This is a genomic window from Vreelandella alkaliphila (assembly GCF_016107625.1).
GTDB classification, from domain to species: domain Bacteria; phylum Pseudomonadota; class Gammaproteobacteria; order Pseudomonadales; family Halomonadaceae; genus Vreelandella; species Vreelandella alkaliphila.
The window spans coordinates 66635-80774 of the sequence record NZ_JABASV010000013.1 but is presented as its reverse complement, the minus strand read 5'-3'; the positions used below and the strand labels follow the sequence as shown (position 1 = coordinate 80774).

The 14140-nt window shown below is 52.9% G+C and carries 18 protein-coding genes; 8 read left to right on the top strand and 10 right to left on the bottom strand.

What is annotated here, in order from left to right:
* The first annotated feature begins 297 nt into the window (after positions 1-297).
* The gene (locus JFC11_RS16590) at positions 298-486 is read left to right on the top strand and encodes a hypothetical protein (protein WP_038480782.1); all 189 of its coding nucleotides are present in this window, start codon (positions 298-300) and stop codon (positions 484-486) included.
* Positions 487-613: 127 nt separating this feature from the next.
* On the opposite strand, the gene JFC11_RS16585 is transcribed toward JFC11_RS16590, so the two are convergent.
* Positions 614-1459, bottom strand: a complete 846-nt coding sequence (locus tag JFC11_RS16585; RefSeq protein WP_038480785.1) for a Tim44 domain-containing protein — start codon at positions 1457-1459, stop codon at positions 614-616.
* Positions 1460-1603: 144 nt separating this feature from the next.
* On the opposite strand from JFC11_RS16585, the gene JFC11_RS16580 reads away from it, so the two are divergent.
* Positions 1604-2179, top strand: a complete 576-nt coding sequence (locus JFC11_RS16580; RefSeq protein WP_120385862.1) for an isochorismatase family protein — start codon at positions 1604-1606, stop codon at positions 2177-2179.
* Between the two features lie 9 nt (positions 2180-2188).
* Here JFC11_RS16580 and yaaA read toward each other — a convergent pair whose 3' ends face one another.
* Both yaaA and JFC11_RS16570 read right to left on the bottom strand, forming a co-directional pair.
* Positions 2189-2971, bottom strand: coding sequence for a peroxide stress protein YaaA (gene yaaA / locus JFC11_RS16575; RefSeq protein WP_198350097.1), 783 nt, complete (start codon positions 2969-2971; stop codon positions 2189-2191).
* Positions 2972-3075: 104 nt separating this feature from the next.
* Complete coding sequence (locus JFC11_RS16570) at positions 3076-4107, bottom strand: NADP(H)-dependent aldo-keto reductase (protein WP_120385861.1); 1032 nt, start codon at positions 4105-4107, stop codon at positions 3076-3078.
* A 251-nt stretch (positions 4108-4358) separates the two neighbouring features.
* Here JFC11_RS16570 and JFC11_RS16565 point away from each other — a divergent pair, with 251 nt between their 5' ends.
* Entirely contained in the window at positions 4359-4853 is a 495-nt protein-coding gene (locus JFC11_RS16565) for a tetratricopeptide repeat protein (RefSeq protein ID WP_038480797.1), read from the top strand.
* Between the two features lie 48 nt (positions 4854-4901).
* Positions 4902-5414: a hypothetical protein gene (locus tag JFC11_RS16560; RefSeq protein ID WP_120385860.1), complete on the top strand. Its 513-nt coding sequence runs from the start codon at positions 4902-4904 to the stop codon at positions 5412-5414.
* Positions 5415-5506: 92 nt separating this feature from the next.
* Here JFC11_RS16560 and JFC11_RS16555 read toward each other — a convergent pair whose 3' ends face one another.
* The 5 genes from JFC11_RS16555 to JFC11_RS16535 form a co-directional block, all read right to left on the bottom strand.
* Positions 5507-6058, bottom strand: a complete 552-nt coding sequence (locus JFC11_RS16555; RefSeq protein WP_038480803.1) for an LOG family protein — start codon at positions 6056-6058, stop codon at positions 5507-5509.
* Between the two features lie 69 nt (positions 6059-6127).
* Positions 6128-6649: a DUF501 domain-containing protein gene (locus tag JFC11_RS16550; protein WP_038480806.1), complete on the bottom strand. Its 522-nt coding sequence runs from the start codon at positions 6647-6649 to the stop codon at positions 6128-6130.
* Positions 6650-6664: 15 nt separating this feature from the next.
* Positions 6665-6964, bottom strand: a complete 300-nt coding sequence (locus JFC11_RS16545; protein WP_038480809.1) for a hypothetical protein — start codon at positions 6962-6964, stop codon at positions 6665-6667.
* 39 nt (positions 6965-7003) lie between these two features.
* A complete protein-coding gene (locus tag JFC11_RS16540; RefSeq protein ID WP_038480812.1) occupies positions 7004-7411 on the bottom strand; it encodes an acyl-CoA thioesterase in 408 nt (135 codons plus the stop codon).
* 64 nt (positions 7412-7475) lie between these two features.
* On the bottom strand, positions 7476-8282 hold the full coding sequence (locus tag JFC11_RS16535) for a hypothetical protein (RefSeq protein ID WP_038480815.1): 807 nt from the start codon (positions 8280-8282) through the stop codon (positions 7476-7478).
* 232 nt (positions 8283-8514) lie between these two features.
* Between JFC11_RS16535 and JFC11_RS16530 the strand changes: the two genes are divergently transcribed.
* Entirely contained in the window at positions 8515-8757 is a 243-nt protein-coding gene (locus JFC11_RS16530) for a hypothetical protein (protein WP_231658327.1), read from the top strand.
* 32 nt (positions 8758-8789) lie between these two features.
* On the opposite strand, the gene JFC11_RS16525 is transcribed toward JFC11_RS16530, so the two are convergent.
* Positions 8790-9221, bottom strand: a complete 432-nt coding sequence (locus tag JFC11_RS16525) for a hypothetical protein (protein ID WP_038480817.1) — start codon at positions 9219-9221, stop codon at positions 8790-8792.
* Positions 9222-9260: 39 nt separating this feature from the next.
* Here JFC11_RS16525 and JFC11_RS16520 point away from each other — a divergent pair, with 39 nt between their 5' ends.
* The gene (locus JFC11_RS16520; protein WP_198350096.1) at positions 9261-10424 is read left to right on the top strand and encodes a MalY/PatB family protein; all 1164 of its coding nucleotides are present in this window, start codon (positions 9261-9263) and stop codon (positions 10422-10424) included.
* A gap of 11 nt (positions 10425-10435) precedes the next feature.
* On the opposite strand, the gene JFC11_RS16515 is transcribed toward JFC11_RS16520, so the two are convergent.
* Positions 10436-11380 (bottom strand): co-chaperone YbbN, encoded by a 945-nt coding sequence (locus JFC11_RS16515; RefSeq protein WP_198350095.1) that lies wholly within the window; start codon positions 11378-11380, stop codon positions 10436-10438.
* A 363-nt stretch (positions 11381-11743) separates the two neighbouring features.
* Between JFC11_RS16515 and gbdR the strand changes: the two genes are divergently transcribed.
* Positions 11744-12889, top strand: coding sequence for a choline metabolism transcriptional regulator GbdR (gbdR, locus tag JFC11_RS16510; protein ID WP_038480826.1), 1146 nt, complete (start codon positions 11744-11746; stop codon positions 12887-12889).
* Between the two features lie 218 nt (positions 12890-13107).
* Positions 13108-14085, top strand: coding sequence for a dipeptidase (locus JFC11_RS16505; RefSeq protein ID WP_198350094.1), 978 nt, complete (start codon positions 13108-13110; stop codon positions 14083-14085).
* Positions 14086-14140 lie beyond the last annotated feature (55 nt).

Below are 14140 nucleotides of genomic sequence, written 5' to 3'. Positions count from 1 at the left end.
GCCCCTATCACAAAGCGGCTACCTCCCGAAGCGTGCACCGCACGTCATTCCCGAGTGGGGTTATCGGGAATTCACCTTGGACTGCAGCGGCCCTAAACTTCAGCCAACATGGATTCCCGCCAAGGGCTTGCGGGAATGACGAGGCGGTGCGGAGAAGTGCATAGAACTTCCTTAAAGCAACCGTTTTAATAAATTAAATAACAGGGAGTTACTGGTCCTTGGTGGCGGAAGTGCTGCCTAGCAACTAGTATGAGCGGGTACCTATCATTCAAGCAGCATCTCAGGAGGAGAGGCGATATGAGTACCCCGTTGATGAAGAAGCTTGCGGTTGCGCTACTGATGGCCATGATGATGGGCGGTCTGGCTGCCTGTGATAATCAGGGCCCTGCTGAAGAAGCAGGTGAAAATATTGATGAGGGCATGGAAGATGCGGGCGAAAGCCTAGAAGAGATGGGCGAGAATATCGAAGAGTCTGCTGAGGAGTAAGCGAGCGCCTCTTCGCCGTGTATCGATACCCTACCGATACAAAAACAGCCGCTTCTTAGCGGCTGTTTTGCGTTTTAAGACAGTCATGCTGACTGATCAGGCGTACTGCGCTTGTTGTCTTAAATGGCTATGAGCCCGGATTTTGCTCAATACCCTGTAGGTACCAGGGCGCTTGATCGCGCAGACTGCGAGTCAGGTGCCATGTTTCGTTGAACTCGGTTTGCTCGCCGTTCTCTTCTAAAATGCCGTGGAAAATAACGCTGGCTTCGGCATATCCATCGTACTCATTGATATCGCCTAGTTCAGCAAACAGGCGTATCACCTCGGTACGATTATTGGCAGGCTGCTCGGCACGCTCTTTACGTAGCAGGTTGTAAAATTCTGGCGTTACATACTCTTGAATCTGAGGCAAATCATTATTGTCCCAGGCACGTTGCAGCGTCATAAAGTGCTCTTTGGCACCGCCCAAAAAGCGCTCTTTATCGAACCAAGCTGGCGTGCTCTGTAAGCTGCTCGCCAAACTGCCAGGTGCTGCGGTGAAGCTGCTCGGTGTGTGCTGAGTCTCCTGGCGTTCACGCTGACAGCCTGCCACCGTGGCCGATGCTGGGCGTCGTTGTCGCATAAAGGCACGGAAAGCGAAGATTGCTAAGGCAACAATTCCAGCCATTAGCAATATGTCCATAAGGCGCAGCTCATCAAAGGCGCCGCCAAAGAAAAGCGCTGCTAGTAAACCTCCGGCCAGCAGGCCTCCCACCATGCCGCCCATACCACCACGACGAGCGGCAGTAGCTTGGCCTTGTTGCTGAGTGCTTTGAGCTTGTTGTTGTGCCGGAGTGCTGGCGGGCTTATCCGCCGAGCGAGAAACACTACCCATACTGCTACCACCGCCTAAGCGTCGTGCTTCGGCATAGTCAACAGCGGCACTTATGCCCATGACGCTGACCAGGAACATGGCAAAAAACTGTCGTAACATTCTGATTCTCCATGAGAGATGCAGGAATTAAGGTTATCCACCTCGAGAGAGGCGTGTAGGAAATAATCAGTGACAAGTTTACCGTGTAAGTGGGGAAACGGGTTAAGGTGTTGTTGTGTATAATGACAAAAAGAGGGTGAAAACGTGCGCTTACATCAAGCTCAAAGTTTGTTACTAATTGTCGACTTTCAAGCGGGACTTTTGCCCGTGATTGATGGAGGCGAATCAGCGATTGAAGAAGCTACCTGGCTGGCTGGTGTTGCTAATGCAGTAAAAGTACCTGTTTGGCTAACTGAACAGTATCCAGAGAGGCTCGGTGGTACTGCCCCTGCGTTATTAAATGCACTAGGCGATCATCGCATTTGGCAAAAGCATCATTTCAGCGCAATGGAAGAGACAGCGTTTGCTGAAGCGCTTGCAGAACAGGGGCCCAAGCAAGTGATCATTTGCGGCACAGAAGCTCATATCTGCGTTTTGCAAAGTGCGCTTGGTTTGTTGGAAGCGGGGTATCAAGTGTTTTGGCTGAGCGAAGCGACGGCGAGCCGTCGCAGTGATGAGGCCCGCCTTGCTCGGGAGCGCGCTTGTGCTAACGGAGCGGTGGCGGTGACAGCAGACATGGTTGCCTATGAATGGCTATATCGCTGTGATACGCCACTGTTCAAAGATGTCCACCAACGCTTTTTAAAGCCGCGCTCGCCGCGCGCTGTGACTTTTTTCTAATGAGCGCGTTCATGGACGAGCACTTTCGTTACGGGTGAACACTAATGTGTCTCCTTGAGAGGCCGCAGGATCAAACCGATACCCAGCCACGTCAAAAGCAGTGAGTTGCTCGGGATCGTTGATTTGTTGTTGGATAATCCATGCGCTCATCAAGCCGCGGGCTTTTTTTGCATAAAAACTAATGATTTTGAAAGAGCCGTTTTTCTCGTCTTTGAAAACGGGGGTGATGACCCGAGCGTCTAGCTTCTTCGTATCGATCGCCTTGAAGTATTCGTTAGATGCAAGGTTGACCAGCACGTTTGAGCCACTTTCTTCAATGGCGCTATTAAGTGCTTGCGTTAACGTTGGTTTCCAATAGGCGTAAAGGTCCTTGCCAGCGTCATTGGGCAGTTTGGTGCCCATCTCCAGCCGGTAGGCCTGGATCAGGTCCAGCGGACGCAGCAAGCCGTATAGCCCGGATAGAATACGCAGATGGTGCTGGGCAAACAGGTTGTCGTCATCGCTAAAGGTGCTGGCTTCCAACCCTGTATAGACATCTCCTTGAAAGGCCTGAACTGCTGGCTTGGCATTATCCAAGGTGAACGGCGGTTGCCAGTCAGCGAAGCGGGCAGCGTTAAGGCCCGCCAATTTATCGCTGATGCCCATTAGATCGCTGAGTTGTTGTGGTGAATAATCGCGCAGAATCTCAATTAACGGTTTGCTATGGTCGAGAAAGTCGGGCTGAGTGACTTTATCGGTTGTTGAGGGTGTTTCAAAGTCTAGCGTTTTGGCGGGGGAAATAACGCTCAGCATGGCGTGCTCCTTATGCCGTGACAGAAAAGAGGAAGAAGTAACTGATGCGATTATACCAAGCCTCGGCGATGGCCGAGGCTATCGGTTTGATAGTGAAAACGTGATTAGGGGCAGGGGTTAGGCATCCGACGATGGATGTCGTCGATCGCAGTGAGTACTTCTTCATCCAGCTTAAGGCTCTCGCTGTCGAGGTTGCTTTCAAGCTGATCCATCGTGGTGGCGCCAATAATATTGCTGGTCAGGAAACGACGAGAGTTCACAAATGCCAGTGCCATTTGGGCGGGATCCAAGTCATGCTCTCTGGCCAGTTGAACGTACGCCTGTGTTGCAGCTTCTGCTTCTGGCGAGGTATAGCGTTTAAACCGCTCATAGAGCGTCAAGCGCCCTTTCGGTGGCTGCGCACCATCAAGATACTTACCTGACAGCACACCAAAGCCCAGTGGCGAGTAAGCGAGCAAGCCCACATCTTCACGGTGGGCGATCTCGGCGAGACCGACTTCAAACGTACGGTTAAGCAAGTTATAGGGATTTTGAATAGACGCGACCCTAGGCAGCCCCAACTGCTCTGATAACTGCAGCATACGCATGACTCCCCACGGCGTTTCATTAGAAAGGCCTATGGCGCGTATTTTTCCGGCATCAACAAGTTCTTTTAGTGCTGAGAGTGTTTCTTCTAGCGGCGTTGCGTCTTCTTGCTCTTCATGGGCATAACCCAGTTGGCCAAAAAAGTTGGTTTTGCGGTCTGGCCAGTGCAATTGATAGAGATCGATATAGTCAGTGTTGAGCCGTGCAAGGCTGGTTTCAACAGCCTGATGTAGATGGTCGCGAGTCATTCTTGGACCACCACGAATATGGTCTAAGCCAGGGCCTGCGGCTTTGGTGGCAATAATGACATCGTCTCTGGCACTACGGGCTTTTAGCCAACTGCCAATATAAGACTCTGTAAGCCCTTGCGTTTCAGCCTTTGGTGGAACCGGATACATTTCAGCGGTGTCAATAAAGTTGATGCCAAAAGCGACTGCGCGATCAAGCTGCTCGTGGGCTTCTGCTTCACTATTTTGTTCGCCGAAGGTCATGGTGCCTAAACAAAGTCGGCTGACCTCCATCCCGGTTCTACCCAGTGGGCGCGTTTGCATTATCGTCTCCTCAATGAAGCGAAATTGCCTCAGGATATTCGGTGATGAACGCCGCTAATAACGGCGCGTGAGAGGCATGTTAGCGAGGCGCTATAAAAGCAGCAAATCAATAGGGTTGAGTAAGCGCAAAGGCAGGCGTATGCTTGCCAGCCCATCGACCAGCCTAGCGCTGGTTAATCGTATGGTTAGCGGTCAAATCGCAGGAACGATGGCTAGCCGAAGATCTCAACAGATAGGCAGGGTGGTTTGCCATGCCGCAGGCATCAACTTTGTTTACCCGGTTAGAGTTTCGCCTAGCCGAACAGCTGTTTCATACTCGCTGGTTATTGCCGCGTTCGCCGCGCACCCAGCGGCTGACGATGCGCTTGTTTAAACGCTGTGCAGAAGCGGGACATCCGGACGCACAGTCGATCTACGGTCACATGCTGTTTCATCGCAGCCTGTCACCGCAGGATAAGGCGCGTGGCGCGCGTTATGTGTTAGAAGCGGCTCAGGCTGGCGATATAAGATCACAGTATCAAGCAGCGCAAATTCATGAGCATGGCTGTGTTCAGTATCCGCGGCGCGAGGATTACGCGGTGACGTGGTATGCCCGAGCTGCCCAATCAGGCCATTATTTGGCCGCAGAGCGACTAGCGCGCGCCTATCGGTTAGGTGAGCTAGGCTTGGCAGTAGACGGCGAGCAAGCAGCCTATTGGCAACGCTTGGCTGATCGTCAGTCAACGACGGAAATGGCGGCAGCCTAGAAGATAAGTCAGTGGTTTGGCCGCTGAGATCAGTGAATGAGGAAATCAGTGTCCGAGACGCTACCGACAGTGCTAGATATTGAAGCGTCCGGATTTGGGCGCGGCAGCTATCCTATTGAAGTTGGCATTGCTCGTGCCGACGGTAGCTGCTGCGCGTTTCTCATTCAGCCGTTGGAGGAGTGGACGCATTGGGACTCCAAAGCTGAACTTTTACACGGAATTTCTCGAGCTCGCTTACAGCGAGAAGGCCACCCTGTGCGCCAAGTGGCACAGTGGTTAAATGACGAACTGCGTGAGATAGGCAAAGCCTATAGTGATAGTTGGGGATACGATAACACCTGGTTGTCGCTGCTGTTTCACCATGCGGGAATGCTGCCGCGCTTTCGTTTAGAAGCATTACGGATTTTGCTCAGCGAAGAGCAGCAAGCACTGTGGAGTAACACAAAGGAAGCTGTCATCGCTGAACGTGGTATACACCGTCATCGCGCGGGTGACGATGCTCGTCTGTTACAACTCACTTATCAGCGTACCTTTATGCTAACTGAAGGCACTAAGCGCTGATGCTGGGAGTGTTCTTAGACGGGTCTTAAGTATTGGTTTTAAACGCTGCCCTTAAGTTCTTGCCTTTACTATATCTCTTTAATACAGCCGGTTTACGCTGAATCAAGCTGTGTTTCTAATGCAGCCAGTAGTTGGTTGGGCGTGGGCGCATCCATCAACATATCGCGTGTTGTTTGGGCCAAAAAGCCGTGGCTGACGGTACTATCCAAAAAGGTAAGCAGTGGAGCATAAAAGCCATCGGTGTCGAGTAGACCCATGGGTTTTTCGTGAAGCCCTAAATATCCCCAGGTCCAGATTTCAAACAGCTCTTCAAAGGTGCCTATGCCGCCAGGTAGGGCAATAAAAGCGTCAGCATTGGCGGCCATGGTCGCTTTGCGTTCGTGCATGTTTGGCACGCGTATAAGCTCAGTCAAGCCAAAGTGTGCTTGCTCGCGCTCAACAAGGTGATCTGGCATCACGCCAATCACTTTGCCGCCTGCATCCAGCGTCGCATTGGCGAGTGCCCCCATTAAACCAATACGTGCACCGCCATAAACAAGCGTGTGCCCGCGGTCGGCAATGGCGGTGCCAAGCGTGTTGGCGGCTTGGCGAAAAGCGGGTGTGTTCCCTTCACGCGAGCCGAGATATACACAAATTCGTGCCATGGTAAGCGTCCTTATGACAGATCAGCTGCTTATAAATGAGCGGTGAGTTATCAAGCCATGAATGTGCTGTTAGCTTAGGCAGCTCTGAACGTTATAGTGTTCATCCATCCATTGCCCGATCACGTTATTGCCACATAAATGGTGGGCATATTGAGTGTGCAGGCAGCGTACCTGTTGCCAGTTGCTAATGCCGCCCACACCACGCTCGGTGAGAACATCGCTATAGCCAAGCTTAGCGACTTCATCGCGTTGGGCATTACTCATATACGCCCAGCGTGCTTTAACGTAATCGTGATGGCTTTGTTGGTAAGCATCTAGAAATTCAGGTTCTTCCTGAAGGCGTTGTTCCAGCGACTTAATGACACCCACGGCTTCAATCCGTGAGATCTCAATTTTGAGCAGATCGGAGCATAGCCAGTAAAGGGTGGGAAATGGTTTGCCATCGACAATCGGCGCCATACGTAGCACAAGCGGAGTGCCGTGGGCATCGGTAGCCGCAACGGCTTCAATACCGCGGGGAGCGCGCCCGAGCTGTTGGGTGATAATAGCTAGCTGGCGCTCATCGGGCGCTTGGTCGGTACGAATTACCATTACGTTGGTATCCCACTATCGGTCATCTTGAATAAACTTATTTGAGCGGCCAACAGCACGGAAGAAGCAGCGGTTCAGCTGTTCGGGAGACGCCACATAGCACCATGTCCGCTCGCAGTACTCTGCGGCTCGCGCCATTAACACATCGTAAAGCCGATTGAACGGGGCATCATAATCGTAAGGGTCTGCGCCGAACAAGCGGATATGCGGGTAGTCAGCAAAGCGCTCCATAAAATAGCGCTCAAGGTCGGCTTCAACGGCGCGATGCTGCGCCGTATTATCCGGATCGATCCAAAGATTATAACGGATTGCCATGGGGATCTCCCAGCGCCCCGCCGAACGGAGGGGAGTGAATTAAGCCGGCGTTGGCGCGCTGTGTAAGTGTGCGGATAGCGCATCACGCAAATCACCTTCAATAGGTACCGCACGTTTCTCTTGATGGTCGTATTGCACCAGTATGGTATGCCCCACATTGGTCAGCGTGCCATGTTGGCGCGCCTCCTGAGTCACTGTAAACGAGCTGGTACCTAAACGTGTCAAATAGGTACGTAATTCGATGTCGTGGCCGTAGAACAGTTCAGCACGATAATCGACTTCCATCCGCGCCATAATCAAACGCCACTGTTTAGGGTTTAGGTCTGGCGTAAATAGTTTGAATAAGTCGTTACGTGCCAACTCAAACCAAGCTGGCAGACGGGTATTGTTAATATGGCCTAGCGCATCGGTGTCGTAGAAAGCTGGCTCAATCATACGGGTGAACATCAGGATATCCTTATTGTTTATTAGCAATTTAGGCTAACCAGAATTACCCCTAGCGAGCGCTTGGTCAAGTGGCGCGACGTTGATACCATGCGGAGAACTGCATCCAGCCAAGTAGCCACAGTGTGGCAGTTGCGAACCCCGCCAATGTTCCCCAGAAAAGGCCTAACGTGCTGTAAGTCAAAGAAACGCATAGCGTATAACTCAGCAACGAGCCAAGCCCCATGGGGTAGTGTTTGATCACGGTTGCCGCTGGCGCGAACCCATAGTTTAGATGCAGGATGAGCAGAAATGGCAGCATGGTGACTGGAAAAGCCGCTAGCGTGCCCGCCCAAGCGGGTGGCAGCCAATGAGCGAGCCAGGTAATCACAAAAACGATGGCGGTGGCTAAGCATGCTCGCGCGGCAAGTGCAGGAAGCGAAAAGGCACGACTGGCGGGACTTTTTACATCAGGAATACTGCGGAATAACAGGCTGAATACAGCGATAGCACAGAGTGTCAGTAGCGTGCCGCTAAGCCGCGTAAAATTGAATTGGGCAAGTACGGTGCTAACCGCGAACCACGCAATAAAGCCGCCTGCTAAGCCGCCAGCGATGCCTTTGAATCCTGGCTGGCGACCTGCCACTAAATAGCCTGCAACTAACGCCATCGTTGCGGTAAAGCCCGCCAGTGTATGTACCGCGCTTTGGGTTGCAAAAAGCGGGGAAATTTCTAAACCAATAAAAAACAGCGCTAACGCCGTTCCTAATGGGTAACCCGCCAGTAGCCCCGCCATACGCGGACTGGCACGCACCGCGATGGCACCAAGCCCGAGCACCATCCCAATTGAGAGACCTAGTTTTGCCAGTTGCCAAGTGAGAGGAACCTCTATCATGCGGTGTTTTCCTTGCTGTTATTAAGTCGTTACTAGTGTTGCACGGCTATTTTATTGAGCAGCTTTAGTGTTTAAATCGTCTCAAGTGTTGCCAGCGTACGAGGCTTTCTAAAGCGTGACGCGTTCAATTGACTCAAGCACCCATGCGCTTTCCCCGCCCCCAAAGCCTGAAGGTTGCGAACTGTGCCAGCGGTCAGCTTCGTTGACAAAACATCACTTGATACCGCGCTCCTTGCATAATAAGCCGCGCTATCAAAAACGTTACAGCCGTGAAGAGCGCCTAACCGCGATTGTTTGGCTTTGTCATCCTTGCCATAAGCATATTCATCGGCTGTACAGCGAGCGCGAGTTAGCAGATCGTTTTGCCAGCCTAGAAGCACTAATGAGTGATGATGACATTCGCGCGTTTGTCGATTGGCTAGCCACCAAGCCCGCTGGCTTTAAGCCAAAGTCGCCAGTGCGCAAACGCCGTTAGTGACACACATCGCCAGTGGAGATTTTCGCTAGCTACACCAGACGTAGGCCTTGTTGGTCGCGCCAAGCAGCCTCTAAGGCATTTTCGAGCGGCACTTTTAAGTGGGGCGGCAATGCATCATGGGCGGCTTGCAGCGAATCAAATGCTCGGTTGCGCAGCCAGCAGTAAGCCCAGGCACAGGCCTCCGCATCACTTTGTGGGGTGGGGCGGGCAGGCATTTGGTTGAGCAAAAATACCGCGGTGCGAGGTGCCCAGAGCGGTATCTCGCCATGCTCTTCGCGGCTCCACTGCTCAAGTATGGCACCGCTTGGCGTCTCATCGGGGGTGCCTAGTTTGGCGACCCGTGCCGTTTCAGCCAAAATGAGTGCCAGTTGGTCAGTATCGGCTTGGCCAAGAGAACGCCATTGCCGCAACAACGCCGATAGTCCCGCGCGCATCTTGGTATAAAAGTCATCTTGCGGCATGCTCAATAGTTACTCCCAAGAACATAAGTGAGATTAATTATGGCGTTTGATTTTGCCACGCCCGTCGAGCGACGCTCTCCAAAAGGGGATTATGCTTCGCAAAAATGGCACCGTTATGATGCCAACGTACTGCCGTTGTGGGTGGCAGATATGGATTTTTGCTCACCGCCCGCCGTGATTGAGGCGCTACGTGCCCGAGTGGAGCACGGTGTCTATGGCTATGGTGAAGTGCCCGATACGTTAACCGAAACCCTCTGCCAGTGGAGCGCCCACCACTACGGTTGGTCTGTTCAGCCCGATTGGCAACAGTGGTTGCCTGGCGTTGTGCCCGCGTTGCACTTTGCGGCGATGGCGCTAACCAAGCCCGGAGAAGGGGTTCTCACGATTGCCCCGATTTATCCACCTTTCCTGGCCGTTGCAGAACGTACAGGACGGCTGGCCCAGCAAGCGATGTTAGCTGAGCCGGCGTCCCCTGGCGAGCCTTGGCAGTTGGATATTGACGCGTTAGAAGCCGCTATAACACCGCAAACCCGTCTACTGCTGTGGTGCCACCCGCATAACCCAACAGGGCGTGTATGGAGTGACCAGGAGCTTACCCAGTTGGCCGCGGTCGTTGAGCGGCATGATTTATGGGTGGTCTCTGATGAGTTGCACTGCGATCTGCTGTTAAACGAGGGAGCCCAACATCGCCCCTTGGCTGCCATGTTCCCGGAACTGGCTAAACGAACGATAACGCTGTGGGCGCCGTCAAAAACGTTCAACCTTGCGGGGCTGACCAGTGCCTGTGCCGTTATTCCTGATGCTGCGCTGCGTAAGCGCTTTGCTGAGGCCACAAAAGGCTTTTTGCCGGATGGCAATGTACTGGGGCTGGTTGCTGCTGAAGCGGCTTATCGCGAAGGTGAACCTTGGCGTCAAGCGCTGTTAGCGGTACTGCGTGATCACCGCGCTACGCTGCAGGCACGGGTAGCGTTATGGCCGGGAGTGACCATGAGCGAGCCAGCGTCTACCTACTTGGCGTGGCTAGATATGCGCGGGGCAGGACTAGGCGCTTCGCCCGCCAAAGCATTACTGGAACGGGCGGGCGTGGCACTTTCTGATGGGGCTGCGTTTGGCTGCCCTGGGTTCGTGCGGCTTAATTTTGGTACTACCGCTTCGCAACTGGAAGCGGCATTAGCGAGAATGGATAAGCTGCTGAAAGCCTGATCAGTACTGAATCAGTACAGCAGAGCAAATAGCTTGCGCCGATAGGTAACGGTTAGCGGATGGTCGGCACCCAGGGCGTCGAATACTTGCAATAAGGTTTTACGGGCCGCGTCGTCGTTATAGGCGCGGTCATCCTTCATCAAACCAAGCAGTCCCTCAAGGCCTGTTTCGTATTGGCCATCGGCAACATGGCGCAGTGCACGCTGGTACCTCGCTTCACTGTCGTTGCGATCACCCAGCGCGGCGACTTCTTCAACAGAAAGAGCCTGCTCGCTAAATTCGATACTGGCTCGCACGCCGCGGGCAGGTGCCGCATCGCGCTCTTCGGGGGGTAAGTTGTCGAGCACGCTGCGGGCATCATCTCCGCGTTTTTCAGCCACGAGTGCCCTTGCAAGGCCGATCTGGTAGGCGTAATGCTCTGGATACTGGCTAATCAAGGTTTGATAGATTTCGCGCGCGCCTGCAGCATTGCCCGCTGCTAATGCCTCTTCGGCTTGATCTTCTGGGCTAGGCGGAGCATCACCTGGGGCTGGGAAGTAACGGTTTAGCCACTCGCGCACTTCCTTTTCAGGTAATACGCCTTGGAAGCTATCGACCAAGCCGCCTTGGCTAACGAGCTTAACATCGGGGGCCGAGCGCACGCCTAACTGGCTGGCGATTTCCGGATTGGCTTCAATATCCAGCTTGCCAAGCAGGAAAGCCCCCGCGTATTCGACAACTAACTTTTCCAACACCGCTAGCAGAGCGTTACCACTGGCGTTTGAAGGCGAATAACAGCCCAGTAGCACTGGCACTTGCATCGATGCTTCGAGCACTTGCTGAATATTGCCAGCGTTAAGCTCAATAATAACTTCTTCAGGTGTCACGGAAGGGCGAACTGTGCCCGCTTCTTCATTGCTGGTATTAGCGGGTTCCGTGGTCAACGGATTGCCGGTACGGGGGTCAATAATGGACATGGCTAAGCTCTGCATCGCTTGAAGTGGATTACGTCATGATATGCAGGCAATCAGGTAAGGATTCAAGGAAATAGTAGTAAATAAAGTACCCACCACAAAAAGTGCTCCCCATGAATCGAAATCTGGGTCACTTATCCGGCGTTTTAATAGCGACCTCTACTGTTGCGTTTACGACGTATCGCTTAGTTTGCAAGATGGTTTTGTCGCTATTCGGCGTATTCATGCCAGAATGCGACTCAAGAGTAATGCCACCCCGGCACGAGTGAGTGTTCACTGCAGTAATGGGAAACTAAAGAAGCGCCAGCGCCACCTATACTAATAAAAAGAAAAACTGATGATCTAAAGGTGACGGAGGGTAAATCGATGACATCAGACAAAGCAAAAGACCTGACAGCAAATCTCCATCGTGCGGGCGAACCGCAAACCCTTGGTTTTCTCCTGTTAGATAATTTCACGCTAATTTCCCTGGCTTCAGCCATTGATCCTTTGCGGATGGCCAATCAATTGGCCGGCCGTGAACTATACCGCTGGTATACCCTGACCCAAGACGGCTTGCCGGTACGTGCCAGTGATGGGTTGCAGGTAACGCCTGACGCCTCTATGCACACCCCCTTGTCGCTAGAGTGGGTCGTTGTGTGCGGAGGAGTGGGGCCTCAGCATAGTGTTACTCGTGAGCATGTGCGTTGGCTTCAGTCGCAGTCGCGTCAACTAAGACGTTTAGGCTCGGTGTGTACCGGCAGCTGGGCGCTAGGCCAGGCGGGGCTGCTTGATCACTATGAAACCAGCATCCACTGGGAGTGTTTGGCTTCCATGCAGGAAGCTTTCCCGAATGTCATTCTGACGACCTTTCTGTTTTCGATTGACCGGGATCGCTTCACGGCGTCTGGCGGCACAGCGCCGCTCGATATGATGCTGAACCTGATTGCTCATGATCATGGACGCGAGCTGTCGGCAGGTATCTCCGAGATGTTTATCTATGAGCGTGTGCGTAACGAGCAGGATCAGCAGCGCGTTCCTCTTAAACACGTACTCGGCACTACCCAGCCTAAACTGTTGGAAATTGTCGCACTGATGGAATCCAACCTTGAGGAACCGATCGAACTCGATGAACTCGCTCGTTATGTTAATGTTTCGCGTCGTCAGTTAGAGCGTCTGTTCCAGCGCTACCTGCTCTGCTCGCCATCGCGTTATTATCTCAAACTGCGCTTAGTGCGTGCTAGACAGCTGCTCAAGCAGACGCCTTTATCGATCATCGAGATTGCTTCCGTTTGTGGTTTCGTTTCTACGCCCCATTTTTCTAAGTGTTACCGTGAATACTTTGGCGTACCGCCGAGAAATGAGCGCCTCGGGGTGCACGATCGGCAAGGAAATAATCACGCCAAGTCGCTACCGCTGATCAAGCGGTGGGGGGGCGAACCCAATACCAATGAGCCTTTCTCAAGCGCTCAGCAGGCACTGGCGTGTGCTCAGGGAGAGCCTACCTTTGCCAGCGTGACGCTGTTGAACTGATATCTCCTACGCAGCCGACAATGAGAACGTGCTATCCCGCGGCGGGTAGCACGTTTTTTTATATCGATGCCTCGCTGCTGCAAATATCAAAAAATCCCAAGTAGCTGTCGTGTTCACGACACAATGACGTTTTTGGAATTTCCGTCGTCGTTTCCAAGAGCAGCCCAACCCAACGTCAGCGCTATGCTCGCTACATAAATCAATGTTGGAGCTTAGCTATGACACCCTTAGAACTGCACGATGACGCTATCGTCATCGATGGCTTGATTATCGCCAAATGGAATCGTGAGCTGCTTGAGGATATGCGTCGCGGTGGTTTGACAGCTGCTAACTGCACTGTTTCGGTGTGGGAAGGGTTTCAGGCCACGGTCGATAATATCGTCAAGTCGAACCAACTGATGGCTGAGTGTAGCGACCTGGTACGCCCGGTACGCACCACCTCTGATATCACGCGTGCGAAAGAAGAGGGCAAGACAGGGATCATCTTTGGTTTCCAGAATGCGCATGCCTTTGAGGATCAAATCGGCTACGTAGAGATCTTCAAGCAACTGGGCGTAGGCATCGTGCAGATGTGCTACAACACCCAGAATCTAGTGGGAACCGGCTGTTACGAACGTGACGGCGGCCTGTCTGGCTTTGGCCGTGAGATCGTCGCCGAGATGAACCGTGTCGGCATTATGTGTGACCTCTCTCATGTTGGTGCGAAAACCTCTGAAGAGGTGATTCTCGAATCCAAAAAGCCGGTCTGTTATTCCCACTGCCTGCCCTCCGGCCTCAAAGAGCATCCGCGCAACAAGTCCGATCAAGAACTCAAGTTTATTGCTGATCACGGCGGTTTCGTCGGTGTCACCATGTTCGCGCCTTTTCTCAAAAAGGGCATCGACTCCACCATCGAAGACTACTGCGAAGCGATCGAGTACGTCATGAATATCGTTGGCGAAGATGCTATCGGCATTGGCACTGATTTCACCCAAGGGCACGGTCAAGAGTTCTTCGAGTGGCTGACTCACGACAAGGGCTACGCCCGTCGTTTGACAGACTTTGGCAAGATCATTAATCCCAAAGGCATTCGCACCATCGGAGAGTTCCCCAATCTCACCGAGGCGCTCCTTAAGCGCGGCTTTAGTGAAACTCAGGTAAGGAAGGTCATGGGTGAGAACTGGGTGCGCGTCCTCAAGGATGTCTGGGGCGCCTAAACGCTTGCTCCATAAGATTGATAGGAGCGATGGGATAAGCCTGCTCCTTAGCCAA

Excerpts from the sequence above, each read along its gene's own strand:
- JFC11_RS16590 (WP_038480782.1), top strand. The coding sequence starts at position 298 with ATGAGTACCCCGTTGATGAAGAAGCTTGCGGTTGCGCTACTGATGGCC.
- JFC11_RS16585 (WP_038480785.1), bottom strand. The coding sequence starts at position 1,459 with ATGTTACGACAGTTTTTTGCCATGTTCCTGGTCAGCGTCATGGGCATA.
- yaaA (WP_198350097.1), bottom strand. The coding sequence starts at position 2,971 with ATGCTGAGCGTTATTTCCCCCGCCAAAACGCTAGACTTTGAAACACCC.
- JFC11_RS16570 (WP_120385861.1), bottom strand. The coding sequence starts at position 4,107 with ATGCAAACGCGCCCACTGGGTAGAACCGGGATGGAGGTCAGCCGACTT.
- JFC11_RS16565 (WP_038480797.1), top strand. The coding sequence starts at position 4,359 with ATGCCGCAGGCATCAACTTTGTTTACCCGGTTAGAGTTTCGCCTAGCC.
- JFC11_RS16555 (WP_038480803.1), bottom strand. The coding sequence starts at position 6,058 with ATGGCACGAATTTGTGTATATCTCGGCTCGCGTGAAGGGAACACACCC.
- JFC11_RS16550 (WP_038480806.1), bottom strand. The coding sequence starts at position 6,649 with ATGGTAATTCGTACCGACCAAGCGCCCGATGAGCGCCAGCTAGCTATT.
- JFC11_RS16545 (WP_038480809.1), bottom strand. The coding sequence starts at position 6,964 with ATGGCAATCCGTTATAATCTTTGGATCGATCCGGATAATACGGCGCAG.
- JFC11_RS16540 (WP_038480812.1), bottom strand. The coding sequence starts at position 7,411 with ATGTTCACCCGTATGATTGAGCCAGCTTTCTACGACACCGATGCGCTA.
- JFC11_RS16535 (WP_038480815.1), bottom strand. The coding sequence starts at position 8,282 with ATGATAGAGGTTCCTCTCACTTGGCAACTGGCAAAACTAGGTCTCTCA.
- JFC11_RS16525 (WP_038480817.1), bottom strand. The coding sequence starts at position 9,221 with ATGCCGCAAGATGACTTTTATACCAAGATGCGCGCGGGACTATCGGCG.
- JFC11_RS16520 (WP_198350096.1), top strand. The coding sequence starts at position 9,261 with ATGGCGTTTGATTTTGCCACGCCCGTCGAGCGACGCTCTCCAAAAGGG.
- JFC11_RS16515 (WP_198350095.1), bottom strand. The coding sequence starts at position 11,380 with ATGTCCATTATTGACCCCCGTACCGGCAATCCGTTGACCACGGAACCC.
- gbdR (WP_038480826.1), top strand. The coding sequence starts at position 11,744 with ATGACATCAGACAAAGCAAAAGACCTGACAGCAAATCTCCATCGTGCG.
- JFC11_RS16505 (WP_198350094.1), top strand. The coding sequence starts at position 13,108 with ATGACACCCTTAGAACTGCACGATGACGCTATCGTCATCGATGGCTTG.